This is a genomic window from Microvirga terricola (assembly GCF_011777495.1).
GTDB classification, from domain to species: Bacteria; Pseudomonadota; Alphaproteobacteria; order Rhizobiales; family Beijerinckiaceae; genus Microvirga; species Microvirga terricola.
The window spans coordinates 79475-92290 of the sequence record NZ_JAATJS010000002.1 but is presented as its reverse complement, the minus strand read 5'-3'; the positions used below and the strand labels follow the sequence as shown (position 1 = coordinate 92290).

At 61.4% G+C, this 12816-nt stretch carries 15 protein-coding genes and 1 pseudogene; 12 read left to right on the top strand and 4 right to left on the bottom strand.

What is annotated here, in order from left to right; all coding sequences use genetic code 11:
- The first annotated feature begins 27 nt into the window (after positions 1–27).
- Positions 28–1545 (top strand): UbiD family decarboxylase, encoded by a 1518-nt coding sequence (locus HB375_RS04700; protein WP_167671836.1) that lies wholly within the window; start codon positions 28–30, stop codon positions 1543–1545.
- Positions 1542–2120, top strand: coding sequence for a UbiX family flavin prenyltransferase (locus HB375_RS04695; protein ID WP_167671835.1), 579 nt, complete (start codon positions 1542–1544; stop codon positions 2118–2120). The genes HB375_RS04700 and HB375_RS04695 overlap by 4 nt, the downstream gene beginning before the upstream one ends.
- 9 nt (positions 2121–2129) lie before the next feature.
- On the opposite strand, the gene HB375_RS04690 is transcribed toward HB375_RS04695, so the two are convergent.
- Positions 2130–2357: a DUF1858 domain-containing protein gene (locus HB375_RS04690; protein ID WP_167671834.1), complete on the bottom strand. Its 228-nt coding sequence runs from the start codon at positions 2355–2357 to the stop codon at positions 2130–2132.
- 209 nt (positions 2358–2566) lie between these two features.
- Between HB375_RS04690 and HB375_RS04685 the strand changes: the two genes are divergently transcribed.
- The gene (locus HB375_RS04685; protein ID WP_167671833.1) at positions 2567–2812 is read left to right on the top strand and encodes a DUF2249 domain-containing protein; all 246 of its coding nucleotides are present in this window, start codon (positions 2567–2569) and stop codon (positions 2810–2812) included.
- A gap of 9 nt (positions 2813–2821) precedes the next feature.
- Here HB375_RS04685 and HB375_RS04680 read toward each other — a convergent pair whose 3' ends face one another.
- Positions 2822–2977 (bottom strand): hypothetical protein, encoded by a 156-nt coding sequence (locus HB375_RS04680; protein ID WP_167671832.1) that lies wholly within the window; start codon positions 2975–2977, stop codon positions 2822–2824.
- A 136-nt stretch (positions 2978–3113) separates the two neighbouring features.
- Between HB375_RS04680 and HB375_RS04675 the strand changes: the two are divergent.
- The 6 genes and pseudogenes from HB375_RS04675 to HB375_RS04650 all read left to right on the top strand — a co-directional run bounded on the left by HB375_RS04675 (position 3114) and on the right by HB375_RS04650 (position 8727).
- A pseudogene (locus HB375_RS04675) lies at positions 3114–3679 on the top strand (cytochrome c oxidase subunit 3 family protein).
- A gap of 3 nt (positions 3680–3682) precedes the next feature.
- A complete protein-coding gene (locus HB375_RS04670) occupies positions 3683–3958 on the top strand; it encodes a cytochrome C oxidase subunit IV family protein (RefSeq protein WP_167671831.1) in 276 nt (91 codons plus the stop codon).
- Positions 3959–4107: 149 nt separating this feature from the next.
- A complete protein-coding gene (locus tag HB375_RS04665) occupies positions 4108–4560 on the top strand; it encodes a c-type cytochrome (RefSeq protein ID WP_167671830.1) in 453 nt (150 codons plus the stop codon).
- A 16-nt stretch (positions 4561–4576) separates the two neighbouring features.
- On the top strand, positions 4577–5923 hold the full coding sequence (locus tag HB375_RS04660; protein ID WP_167671829.1) for a cbb3-type cytochrome c oxidase subunit I: 1347 nt from the start codon (positions 4577–4579) through the stop codon (positions 5921–5923).
- 63 nt (positions 5924–5986) lie between these two features.
- Positions 5987–6799 (top strand): CbbQ/NirQ/NorQ/GpvN family protein, encoded by an 813-nt coding sequence (locus tag HB375_RS04655; protein ID WP_167671828.1) that lies wholly within the window; start codon positions 5987–5989, stop codon positions 6797–6799.
- Positions 6800–6813: 14 nt separating this feature from the next.
- A complete protein-coding gene (locus tag HB375_RS04650; RefSeq protein ID WP_167671827.1) occupies positions 6814–8727 on the top strand; it encodes a nitric oxide reductase activation protein NorD in 1914 nt (637 codons plus the stop codon).
- Positions 8728–8752: 25 nt separating this feature from the next.
- Here the strand turns inward: HB375_RS04650 and HB375_RS04645 are convergent, their stop codons facing one another.
- Positions 8753–9199, bottom strand: a complete 447-nt coding sequence (locus HB375_RS04645; RefSeq protein ID WP_167671826.1) for a group III truncated hemoglobin — start codon at positions 9197–9199, stop codon at positions 8753–8755.
- A 73-nt stretch (positions 9200–9272) separates the two neighbouring features.
- Here HB375_RS04645 and HB375_RS04640 point away from each other — a divergent pair, with 73 nt between their 5' ends.
- Both HB375_RS04640 and HB375_RS04635 read left to right on the top strand, forming a co-directional pair.
- Entirely contained in the window at positions 9273–9740 is a 468-nt protein-coding gene (locus HB375_RS04640; RefSeq protein ID WP_167671825.1) for an RrF2 family transcriptional regulator, read from the top strand.
- Between the two features lie 31 nt (positions 9741–9771).
- Positions 9772–10011, top strand: coding sequence for a hypothetical protein (locus HB375_RS04635; protein WP_167671824.1), 240 nt, complete (start codon positions 9772–9774; stop codon positions 10009–10011).
- A 60-nt stretch (positions 10012–10071) separates the two neighbouring features.
- Here HB375_RS04635 and hemN read toward each other — a convergent pair whose 3' ends face one another.
- Entirely contained in the window at positions 10072–11424 is a 1353-nt protein-coding gene (gene hemN, locus HB375_RS04630) for an oxygen-independent coproporphyrinogen III oxidase (protein ID WP_167671823.1), read from the bottom strand.
- Positions 11425–11673: 249 nt separating this feature from the next.
- Between hemN and nirK the strand changes: the two genes are divergently transcribed.
- Positions 11674–12768 carry a copper-containing nitrite reductase gene (gene nirK / locus HB375_RS04625; RefSeq protein ID WP_246728357.1) on the top strand — a complete coding sequence of 365 codons (1095 nt, stop codon included), beginning with the start codon at positions 11674–11676 and terminating at the stop codon, positions 12766–12768.
- Positions 12769–12816: the final 48 nt, after the last annotated feature.

Below are 12816 nucleotides of genomic sequence, written 5' to 3'. Positions count from 1 at the left end.
ATCGAGTGATCCATCCCGAGGACACCGATGCCAACCCGTGATCTGCCCCTGTTTTCCGATCTTCGCGAGTTCATGACGCACCTTGAGGCTGAGGGGCAGCTCGTGCGGATTCGCGAGCCGGTCACGGTGGAGCACGAGATCACCGAAATTCACCGACGGGTGCTCCAGGCGCACGGCCCGGCCCTACTGTTCGAACGGGCCATTCAGCCCGATGGCCGTCCAGCCGAGATGCCGGTTCTCGTGAATCTCTTCGGCACGGTCGAACGCGTTGCGTGGGGCCTGGGCGTGCACCCAACCAATCTGCGTGATCTTGGTGAAACCCTCGCCGAGTTGCGCGAACCTCGTCCGCCGCAAGGTCTCGCGGATGCCTGGAGCAAACTTCCGCTGGCAAAAGCCGCCTTTGCGATGCGCGCGAAAGAGGTTCGCAGCACCATGCGGACCGTACTGACGGGACACGACGTTGATCTCGGGCGACTTCCGGTCCAGATCTGCTGGCCCGGAGAGCCCGCTCCCCTCATCACTTGGCCCCTCGTCATCACACGCCCGCCGGATAGCACCCGGGTCGACGATTACAATGTCGGCGTCTATCGCATGCAAGTGCTTGGGCAGAACCGCGCCATCATGCGCTGGCTCGCGCACCGGGGCGGCGCCCGGCATCATCACCGCTGGAAACTAACCGGTGAACCCATGCCGGTGGCCGTCGTCATCGGAGCCGATCCCGCCACCATCCTCTCCGCGGTGCTTCCTCTCCCGGAAACCTTGTCGGAGCTGCGCTTCTCAGGGCTGCTGCGCGGCCAGCGTTCCAGACTCATGCCATGCGTGAGCGTTCCGCTTGTCGTTCCCGCGGAGGCTGAGATCGTGATCGAAGGATTCGTGTCCGCCGAGGAGACCGCTCCCGAAGGCCCATTCGGGGATCACACGGGCTACTACAATTCCGTCGACCACTTTCCCGTCATGGAAGTGACGGCCATCACGATGCGTCGGGATCCGATTTATCTCTCGACCTTTACCGGTCGCGCGCCGGATGAACCCTCCCGCATCGGCGAAGCGCTCAACGAATTGTTCGTTCCGATCCTGAAGCGACAGTTTCCCGAGGTGCACGATGTGTGGCTGCCACCGGAAGCCTGCTCCTACCGGATCGCGGTTGTCTCGATCGCAAAGCGATATGCCGGTCAGGCCCGCCGCGTGATGCTGGGGCTGTGGTCGCTTCTTCCGCAATTCACCTACACGAAGATCCTCATTCTAGTCGACGAGGATATCGATGTCCGCTCATGGGCAGACGTCATGTGGGCGGTGGCCACTCGTTCCGATCCTTCCCGCGATCTCGTCACCCTTACCGATACCCCGATCGACTATCTCGATTTCGCCTCGCCGAAGGCCGGGCTCGGCGGCAAGTTCGGCATCGACGCTACGAACAAGATCGCACCGGAGACAGATCGGGAATGGGGCGAGGTGCTCAAAATGGATCCTGCCGTCTCGGCACGGATCGATGCAATCTGGTCCAGGCTTGGGCTTGGTCAGTTCCCACTCGGGAGTGTCGCATGACGATCGGCTCGCGCGTTGTTGTCGGCATCAGCGGCGCATCAGGTGCCATGCTCGGGATCCGTATCCTTGAGCTCCTGACTGCTGCAGGCTGCGAGACGCATCTCGTCGTCTCGACAAGCGCCGAGCGAACGATCGCGCATGAGATCGGACCGGATGCACTGCATCAGGCGCGGATGGTTGCCACCCACTGCCATGCGATTGAAAATGTTGGCGCGACGATTGCCAGCGGGTCTTTCCGCACGGCAGGAATGGTTGTTGCGCCCTGCTCCATGCGGACCTTGTCGGCCATTGCATCGAGCGCCGCCGACAACCTTCTCGTGCGTGCCGCCGATGTCCATCTGAAGGAGCGCCGCCGGTTGGTTCTCCTGACACGAGAAACTCCGCTGCACTTGGGGCACATCCGCATGATGGCCTTGGCGACCGAGATGGGGGCCATTATCGCGCCGCCCGTCCCCGCCTATTATCGCAGGCCGCAAACGGTGATGGATATCATCGATCACACCGCGCGCCGCGCCATCGACCTGCTCAACCTGGATCTCCATGCTCTGGCTGAGCCATGGGACGGGCTTCGCTAGTTAAACATGCTAGCGGGTTGGGCCAGCCGCAGAAATAGGCTTCCCGCCGACGGCGTCCCGCAGGTCGGCCAGGAACTGCGCACGGTCAGTGGCATGCTCGCGGCAGGCGTCGTCGATGGTGTGGAAGCATCCGATCGGACAGCCGACACAGCGCATCCTGTATTTCAGGAAAACGCGGATCGTCGCGGGCCATCTCCGCATGACATCGTCAACAAGCTGGGTGGCTTCGACAGACATGATCGTCTCCAGGTGACTAGGCTAGTTCAGATCACCCTCTTAACTGGAATTTTCTGGAACTTCTTTGCGCGGCAGCAAGCAAATCCGGAGGTTGCGCCCAATCGACGACTTGTTTGAGGCGGGGCAAAGAAGCGGCGCTCCTGATCGGCCAAGGATCCCTCACCGAAGAGAGGAGCCAGGAACTCCTTTCCACAAAGGAATTCTGTCTGATGTGCAGTTGCAATGTCACCGAAACCGTCATCGACGTCCGCCAGATTGTGCCGCGGATGCGCCATCCTCTGATCTTCCAGACCTTCGACCAGCTCGCTCCGGGGGAAGCCTTCCTGCTCGTCAACGATCATGATCCCAGGCCCCTGCTCTACCAGTTCAATGTTGAGCGGCCGGGCGAGTTCGGTTGGGACTATCAGGAACAAGGCCCCGACCTTTGGCGCATTCGCATCAGCCGCGCCGCCTGAGGACGCATCTTATTGGGTCAGGAAGAGACTAACCGCAATCACGACCGACATGGTCACCGCCGCAACCGTGCCGGTCAGGCGCAGCACGCCCATCCGATATAGCATCACAGCGAATATGATGATGAGCGGTGTCGCCATCACCAAACCAAACTGGGCATCGCTCATATGAGAACTCTCCTGTTTTTGATTGCGCACGCTTTATGGCCGAGAAAGCCCGAGACTTATTTGTGCCATCTCAAGGAAACGCACGGCAGCGGTCGATACGTGGCGTCATCGGCAAATGTGTAATGGCAGACAAGCGATGAACGCTGCGCACGAGGCCCGGCCATGGGGTGCACTCTCAGAACTGCCGGGACATCCTATGATGTGGGAGCTCATCCTGACCGAGGTCGTGACCTTCGGCCTGCTCTTCGTGGCTTTTTCCGTCACGCGAGCCGTCCATCCGGCCGTCTTTTCGGCAGGCCAGGCACAACTTGATCCCGTTCTCGGCGGCATCAATACCCTTGTCCTGATCACCAGCGGCTGGCTGGCCGCCCTGGCGGTCGAGGCACGAACCGAGGGGCACCGCCGCGTCGCGCGATGGCAGCTTGCGGGAGCGATGCCCTCGGCCTTGTCTTCATCACCATCAAGATCGCCGAATACGTGGCGAAGGCCAATGCCGGTATCGGACTGGAGACCGACACGTTCTTCACGCTCTATTTCCTGCTGACCGGCTTTCATCTCCTTCATGTCCTGCTGGGTATCGTGATTCTCGCCGCCGTCGCGCTTTCCGACAGCGCCGAAAACCTGAAGACGGGCACCGCCTTCTGGCACATGGTCGATCTCGTCTGGGTCGTGATGTACCCGCTCGTCTATCTGATCGGATGATTGATGACACGGATCGCTGCACGCCATGTCACGCGGGCCTGGGGCTTGCTCGTCCTCCTCACGCTCGTGGGACTCGCCGTGAACCATTCCGGTCTGACGGGGATCACGGCCAATGGCCTGATCCTTATCGCGGCATTCGCCAAGGGACGGTGGATGCTGATGGACTTCCTCAAGCTCCGTGGCGTTCCACCCAGCTGGCAGGCTCTGTTTCTCTGCTGGTTGGCATTGGTCACCGTCGTTCCCTTGATCGTTTCCGCTCTTCCCCTGCTCCACGGCTGAGACGGCTTTTCTTTGCGACAGAGCAAAGAGTGATCGCGCCCCTCCTGTAGTCAGAAGGGAGCGCACCATGCGGTGCCTGACGCAACCCGAGGCACCAGGATGTCACGCTACCGCCCCGACATCCCTGTCACTTAAGAAAGGATCGCGTGATGGCTGAAGCCCTCACCAAATCGGCGGCGAGGAACGTGTTCTATGGGGGCTCGTTTTTCTTCTTCGCCATCTTCGTGGGTCTGACCGCCCACAGCCATTATTACATGAACACCTCATCGACCGACACTTCGACGCTCTCGGCCTCGGTCGCCCGTGGCAAGCACGTTTGGGAAAAGAACGCCTGCATCAACTGCCATTCGATCCTCGGCGAGGGCGCTTACTTCGCTCCCGAGCTCGGCAACCTCTGGGATCGCTGGGGCGGCAAGGAAGATACGGCCGCTGCCCGCGAGATGCTGAAGGCCTGGATGGCCGCGCAGCCCTCCGGCACCCCAGGGCGTCGTCAGATGCCGCAGTTCAACCTGACCGATCAGGAGGTCAATGACCTCGCGGATTTCCTGGAATGGACCAGCCGCATCAAGACCCAAAACTGGCCGCCGAACAAAGCCGGCTGAGATCAGGATCGCAACCATGAAATACCAAACGCAAAAAGTGGCTCTGCTCTATTTCTATGGAGCGCTGGCCCTGTTCCTGTCCCAGATCCTGTTCGGCGTTCTGGCTGGGACGATCTATGTCCTTCCCAACACTCTCTCCGTCCTTCTGCCCTTCAACATCGTTCGAATGATCCACACCAATGCTCTGATTGTGTGGCTCCTGATCGGCTTCATGGGCGCGACCTACTACCTAATCCCCGAGGAGACCGAGACGGAGCTGTTCAGCCCGTTTCTCGCCAAGCTCCAGTTCTGGATGTTCTTCGTCGCCGCCGGCATCGCGGTGGTCGGGTACATGTTCAAGATTCACGAAGGCCGTGAGTTTCTCGAACAGCCGTTCATCATCAAGATCGGCATCGTCGTCGTCTGCCTGATGTTCCTGTTCAACATCACTATGACGGTTCTGAAAGGCCGCAAGACCGTCGTCACCAACATCCTGCTTTTCGGGCTGTGGGGCGTCGCGATCTTCTTCCTGTTCTCCTTCTACAATCCCGCCAACCTCGCGGTGGACAAGATGTACTGGTGGTACATCGTGCACCTTTGGGTCGAGGGCGTGTGGGAGCTGATCATGGCCTCCGTTCTGGCCTTCCTGATGATCAAGCTCAACGGCATCGACCGCGAAGTCGTGGAGAAATGGCTCTACGTGATCGTCGGCATGGCGCTGTTCTCGGGCATCCTGGGCACCGGCCACCATTTCTACTGGATCGGCGCACCCGGCTACTGGCAGTGGATCGGCTCGTTGTTCTCGACGCTCGAAGTCGCGCCGTTTTTCACCATGGTCATCTTCACCGTGCAGATGACCTGGAAGGCCGGGCGCCGTCATCCCAACCGCGCTGCGCTTCTGTGGTCGATCGGCTGCTCCGTCATGGCCTTCTTCGGCGCTGGCGTCTGGGGCTTCCTGCACACCCTGTCCTCGGTGAACTACTACACCCATGGCACGCAGGTCACCGCCGCGCACGGGCATCTCGCCTTCTTCGGCGCCTATGTGATGCTCAACCTCGCCGTCATGGCTTATGCCATGCCGCTGCTTCGTGGCCGCGCGCCGTATAACCAGATGCTCAGCATCGTGAGCTTCTGGATGATGTGCACGGCCATGTCGGTCATGACCTTCGCGCTCACCTTCGCGGGCGTCATCCAGGTGCACCTGCAGAGGGTTCTCGGACAGTCGTACATGGAGGTGCAGGATCAGCTGGCGCTCTTCTACTGGATCCGCCTCGGCTCGGGCGTGTTCGTCCTGATCTCGGCGCTGATGTTCTTCTATGCCGTGCTTGTGCCCGGCCGTGAGAAAACATCGCACCTGATACAAGGGCTGCAACCTGCCGAGTAAGTCGCTGCGGGGCGGCTTGAGAGAGCCGCCCCGTCTTTCACTATGCTGCCGAGGATTGATCCGATGAAGCCCCTTCTCCATGCCGTGCCGCAGCTGCAAACCGACATTCCCTATTACGTTCCCGCAGGGCAAGAATGCGCTCTCTTCGAGCTCGCCTGGCGCAAGCGCCTGCCGCTCCTTCTCAAAGGCCCGACCGGCTGCGGCAAGACACGCTTCGTGGCGCATATGGCGGCCAAGCTCGGCTTACCCCTGCACACGGTGTCCTGTCATGATGACCTCACCGCTGCCGATCTCACAGGCCGATATCTTCTGAAAGGCGGCGACACGGTGTGGGCGGATGGCCCTCTCACCCGCGCCGTGCGCGAGGGCGGCATCTGCTATCTCGACGAGATCGTAGAGGCCCGCAAAGACGTCACCGTCGTGCTCCATCCGTTGACAGACGACCGCCGCATCCTGCCGCTCGACCGTACGAGCGAGGAGCTGCAGGCGCCGGACTCGTTCATGCTGGTCGTGTCCTACAATCCCGGCTACCAGACCCTGCTCAAGTCCCTGAAACCTTCGACCCGCCAGCGCTTCGTGGCCATCGAGTTCGACTTTCTCCCCATCGATCAGGAGATCGCCGTCGTCGCCTCGGAGAGTGGCCTGCCGGACAATCGCGTGCGTCCGCTCCTGCTGTTGGCCCGCCGCCTGCGGGCATTGAAAGGTCAGGATCTAGAAGAAGGCGTCTCCACGCGCCTGTTGGTCTATTGCGCATCGCTCATCGCCGCAGGTGTCTCCCTGGAAGAGGCCGTCACCGCCAGCATGATCGAGCCGCTGACCGACGATCTCGATGTCAAGAAGGCACTTCTCGAAGTCGCGCGTGCGACGCTCGCTTGATCGGACGGCTCGCCATGCTCGATTTTCTCGAACTCGAAGAGACCGTCGGCCAGTTCTGGCACCGGCTTGTCGGCCGCGCCGCCACCTACCCGCGGTACCCCGAGCATGGCGTTTCTCTCGATGAGGTCCGCTCGTCTCTCGGTGTGTTCTTCCGGGGCCTTGGCGGCGAATCCGGCGTGCAATTGGCCGGCACCGCCGCGCGCGCCTCGTCTCATCGCCTGAACTTCCGCCAGAGACTCGGGATCGCGGAGGAACGGTTGGAACAACCCGGACGTGATGTCGCGACCCTTTTCCTTCCGCCGCGGATAGAGCTTTTTCCTTCGAGCCGGCTGAACCGTTCCGCCTATCTCTGGCTCGCCGCCTACTTCGCCTATGTCCCGACAAGCCCGATTCACGAAGCAGATCCGCTGCGGCGGGATCTTCTGATCCTCAGAAGAGCGGAGAAGACCGCTACGACCGTCCTGGCGGAGTGCCCGGGCTTGGTGGGCCTCTACAACGAGCTTTGCGTCGCGATGCGCGAGGCGCGGCCGAGACGCTCCCTTCCCGCCGCCGAGAGCAGGATCGAGCAGATCGTGCTGTCGCTCCTGGGAGACGAGAGCGCAGCGCCGCCTCCGCTGTGGGATTTGGACGCAAGCGATTCGATCCTGCCGCGTCAGGCACCTGCGGGCTATCAACCTTTCCTCCCGGTGCCATTCTGGGGTGACACTTGGGCCCGCGAGCCAGGAGCACCAAACAGCACCAGTGACGAGCCGTCGACGCCAGGCGACCTCGCCGCTTCGGACACGCGCAAACACTTCGCCGCCCGGCGTGAGACAGACCAGGCCCAGCGCAGCGATCCGTTCATCCTGAATCGCTTCGAGAAGATTCTGGCCATGGCCGAGATGGTCAACGTCAATCGTCCCTCGGACGATGACAAGGACGAGAACGCCGAAAAGGCGCTCGACGAGATGGAGGAAATTCCGCTCTCCAGGCACAAGGGCAAGCCGGCCGTCAGATTAAGGTTCGACCTCGATCTGCCGCCTGAGGCCGTCGAAACGACTGCGCTGACCGCTGATCTGACCTATCCGGAATGGGACTATACGCGGAAAGCGTATCTGCCGAACCATTGCCGCGTGCTGGCGGCGCGCGCCTCCGAAGAGGGCGACATCTGGGAACCCGACGAAGCGGCGCGCGGTCGCATCCGCCGCGTGCGCCGCCAGTTCGAGGCGCTTCGGCCCAAGCACGAGATTTTGCGGGCACAGCCCGACGGCGAGGAACTCGACATCGATGCTCTGGTTCGCGCCCGGAGCGATCTCGCTTCAGGGGGCGGGGGCTCCGACCGCGTTCATCTCGCCGGCAAGCGCCAAGCCCATGATTTGGCTGTGACGCTACTGGTGGACGTCTCGCTGTCGACGGATGCCTGGATCGACAACCGGCGGGTTCTCGATGTCGAGAAGGAGGCGCTTTTGGTGCTGGCGCATGGGCTGGCAGCCTGCGGCGATTCTCATTCGATCATGACCTTCACGTCCCGCCGCCGCTCCTGGGTGCGGGTCGAGACCGTGAAGGATTTCGACGAACCTTTGAGCCAAACGGTCGTGCGGCGGATCTCGGCCCTGAGACCCGGCTACTACACCCGCATTGGGGCCGGCATCCGGCACGCGACCGCGCAACTGTCGGAGCGCCCGAACCGGCAGAAGCTCCTGCTGGTGCTGACCGACGGCAAGCCGAACGACGTCGACTACTACGAAGGCCGCTTCGGCATCGAGGATACCCGCCGCGCGGTCCTGGAGGCTCGTCGAGCCGGCCTGAGCGTGTTCGGCGTGACGGTGGATCGGGAGGCGCAGTCCTACTTTCCCACCCTCTTTGGCCGCGGCGGCTACGCCATCGTGAGCCAAGTGGCGAAGCTCCCCTCAGCGCTTCCGGCGATCTACCGCCACCTCGCTCGCTAAGTCATTAAAAGACAAAAATCTTGCCTCAGCCGCAAGCATCGCCCGACGTGGCTCGGCTGGGCAGATGCAGGGCCTTTGGACCAATGTTGAGGCCGATCTGCAGGCTGTCGGCGATGCGGTGCGCGCGATCAATGAAGAACAGCGCGACTTCTGGCTCGCAGACTTCGCGAGCCGTCGCCTCGAACAGGGTGAGCCAACGCTCGAAGTGCCCCTCCACCAATTCCAGGCCCCTGTGGGCCTGCTGCGGTTTTCCCTGATACCGGCCTGTCCGCAAGGCGATGGACGACCAAAAGTCGACCATGATCGCCAGATGCTCGCTCCATCGCTGAGCCAGAGCTTGGCGGAAGATCGGCCCTAGCTCGTCGTCGCGTAGAACCCTGTCATAGAAGGTCTCGACCAGGCACCGGATCACATCCTCGGTCACGCCTGTTGCCGGCTCGATCAGGGGAATTGCAGTCGTTGAACTCGCCATAAAAATGCTTTCCGAATGCCTCTTTGCGTATCTTTAAAAAGATGTATTGTAAATACCTCTTTGAGGAGACCGCATGAGGCTAACGTCCCACACTGATTTTGCGCTGCGCTTGCTGATGAGTCTCGCTGTCGTGGAGGAGCGGCTCGTCACGATCGAGGAACTCGCGACGCGGCACAAGCTGTCCCGCAACCATCTTATGAAGGTTGCGCAGACCCTTGTCAGTCTCGGCTACGTTACGGGCATTCGCGGGCGAACCGGTGGCTTGACGCTCGCCAGACCCGCTTCGACCATCCGTATAGGCGAGGTCGTGCGGACCTTGGAGCATGACATGCGCCTTGTGGAATGCTTAGGCGACGGACCGACCACATGCATCCTGAGCGGAGCCTGCCTTCTGACCCGCTCAATGAACCGCGCCTTGGAGGCGTTCTTTGCATCGCTCGACGAAGTGACGCTGGCTGACCTGGTCGCCCCTCGCCGCGTTCTCCGCCAGCGTCTTGGCATCAACAGCCGCGGAGATGCGCGCATTGCCGCGACGGCGTGACCTCAAAGCCCAACAAAAGGAGCCGACAACGATGTCCACGAAAGCCATCCTGACCCCACTGCTCCTGCTGGTCGCAGGGCCGGCTTCCGCCGAGTGCGTCTACAAGAATGCCTACAACTACGTCAGGGGCGAGTACGAGACTGTTCCGTTCTCCTGCCCTTCGGCTCAGGCGAACCAGACGCCGAAGTTCCGTAGTTGGCACGAATGCCCCGTTCATGAGGAACGGGATCCCGCGAGCGGTGACATCTATCGCATTCGGTCCTGCGCCTGATGTATCGGGCGGTAAGCCCGCTGGAGCCTGGGCTCCTGCGGGCGTATCGATCAGCGTCAGTCAAACCGCGCGGCTGTGGGTTCTGCCCGACTGGCCGAGATACGCGTCGAAAGCAGAAGCCACACTCCGCACGAGAAAGCGCGTGTCATCATTGATCGACAATATGCTCCCATCGAGACGAATGAGGCCATCGCTCTCCAGCATCTGCAGCCGGGGGATCGACTGCAGGATGATCTCCGGTTCTGTTCCGTGCTGATGGCAGATCTGCGCAATATCAACCTTGAAGTCGCACATAACCCGCTCGATCAAATCGGCTCTAAGACGATCGTCAGCAGTCAGTGCATAACCTTTCGCTGTCGCCAACTCCCCACGGGAGATGCGCTCGGCATAGCGCCCCAGCACGACTTCATTCTGGGCGTAGCCCTGTGTCAGCCGCCCGATGGCCGAGGCCCCGAACCCGATTAGAACGTCGCTGGGATCGGTCGTGTAGCCCTGGAAGTTGCGGTGCAGAACGCCATCGACCTGGGCCTTCACCATGGGGTCATCAGGTAGGGCGTAGTGATCGAGCCCGATTCGGCGGTAGCCAGCTTCCATCAGCGCTTCGGCAATGACCTCCGCCTGCTCGTAACGGGCAGCACCGTCGGGGAGCGCAGCCTCGTCGATCTTGCGCTGATGCTTCTTGAACGAGGGCACGTGCGCGTACCCGAAAACGGAAAAGCGCTCGGGGCGAAGCTCAATGCTCTTGCGTACCGTGTCGATGCAGGACTCCACCGTTTGGTGCGGGAGTCCGTAGATCAAGTCGAAATTGACACCACGCACGCCTGCCGCCCTCAAACCCTCCGTCGCTTTCGCGGTTTGCTCGAAGCTCTGGATGCGATTGATGGCGCGCTGCACGACCGGATCGAAACTTTGAACGCCTAGGCTAGCGCGGGTGACGCCCGCCTCCCCGAGGGCCGCCGTCATGGTGCGGCTCAGCGTGCGGGGATCGATCTCGACGGCGATTTCGGTCTCAGAATCGAAAGAAAATCTCCGCCTCATGAGATCAACAAGGCCGAGAAGCTCGGAAGGCTCCATGATGGTCGGAGTTCCCCCGCCAAAGTGGACATGCCGCGCCGGCAGCGAATGGCTCAAGCGATCTGCAACCAGGTCGATTTCTCGATTGAGAACGGAGAGATAATCGACGATAGGCGCATCTCTCTGGGTGATGGTCGTGTGGCAGCCGCAGTACCAGCACATGGAGCGGCAGAAGGGCACGTGGAGATACAGAGAGACTGTTGTTTCAACCGGGAGTGAGACAAGCCACTCTCCATAATCCTGATGACCAACGGCTTCGGAAAACTGCGGCGCCGTGGGGTAGCTCGTGTAACGGGGCAGCCGCTCCTCGCCATATCGTGCCCTGAGGTGTTCGCTCATCGGGAGCCCTTTCATCGGCGACGCGCCACAACGGTTCGTGGGATGCGTCGCAACAAACATGCCTGCCTGTCTATGAGGGGACCCGCCCCGATTTTCTTTGACCTCGCTCAAGGAAATCACCGGGTGCTGCCGGCGGCTGTTTTTCTTTCTTATTTGCACTGCGACAAATAACGATGCCGCAGCGCACGATACAAAGCTTTCATCCGCTGACGGAGACGCTCCGCCAAACGGCTCTTAGAGGAGATGATGATGAAAGCCCTGAAGATCTCGGGACGCCGCCCGTTGCTTGCGACTGTTGCCGTTCTGGCCCTTGGCGCGGCCGCCTTGCTCGCACAGCCCCTGCCCGCTGGTGCCGCCGAGACCAAGCACAACCATCCAGTCAGCGCCAGTACGGCTGCTGCCCTAGTGGATGTGGTGCGTGATCCCGCTGATCTTCCCGGCCCCATCGCTGCCCGCGGCCCGCAGCGCGTCAAGGTCAACCTGGAGACCACTGAGGTCACAGGCCAGCTGGCCGACGGCACGAACTATCGCTACTGGACCTTTAACAGCAAGGTTCCGGGGCCCCTCATCCGGGTGAGGGTCGGCGACACCGTCGAGGTCAGCCTCAAGAATGCCGACGATAGCGTGATGATGCACAACGTCGACTTCCACGCGGTCACCGGACCCGGCGGCGGCGCGAAGGCAACAGAGGCTGCTCCTGGCGAAAGCCGCGGCTTCGAGTTCAAGGCCTTGAGCCCCGGCCTATATGTCTACCACTGCGCCACCCCGATGGTCGCCCAGCACATCGCCAACGGCATGTATGGCATGATTTTGGTGGAGCCGGAGGGAGGTCTGCCGAAGGTCGACCACGAGTACTACGTGATGCAGGGCGAGATCTACACCGAGCAGGCTTTCGGAACGAAAGGTCTTGCGGAGGAGAGCTATGACAAGCTGGTGAGCGAGCGTCCAGAATACTTCGTGTTCAACGGAACGACCGACGCCCTGAAGAAAAACCCACTCAAGGCGAAAGTCGGCGAGACAGTGCGCGTCTTCTTCGGCGTGGGCGGCCCCAACTACACCTCGTCGTTCCACGTGATCGGTGGAATCTTCGACAAGGTCTATCCGATGGCATCGCTGACCTCGTCGCCGCTGAAGGACGTTCAGACCATCACCACGCCTCCCGGCGGAGCCAGCATGGTCGAGTTCAAGGTGGAGGTCCCCGGCAACTACATTCTCGTCGATCACGCGCTCAGCCGGGTCGAGCGCGGCCTCGCAGGCATCCTGAAGGTCGATGGACAAGAGAACCAAGCGATCTTCAAGGACTACAATCCGCAGAGATCGGCCCAGTCGACTGGCGGCCACTAAGAGGTTGCAGAAAACACAACGAGGTCCGGGCTCATAGCCCGGACTTTT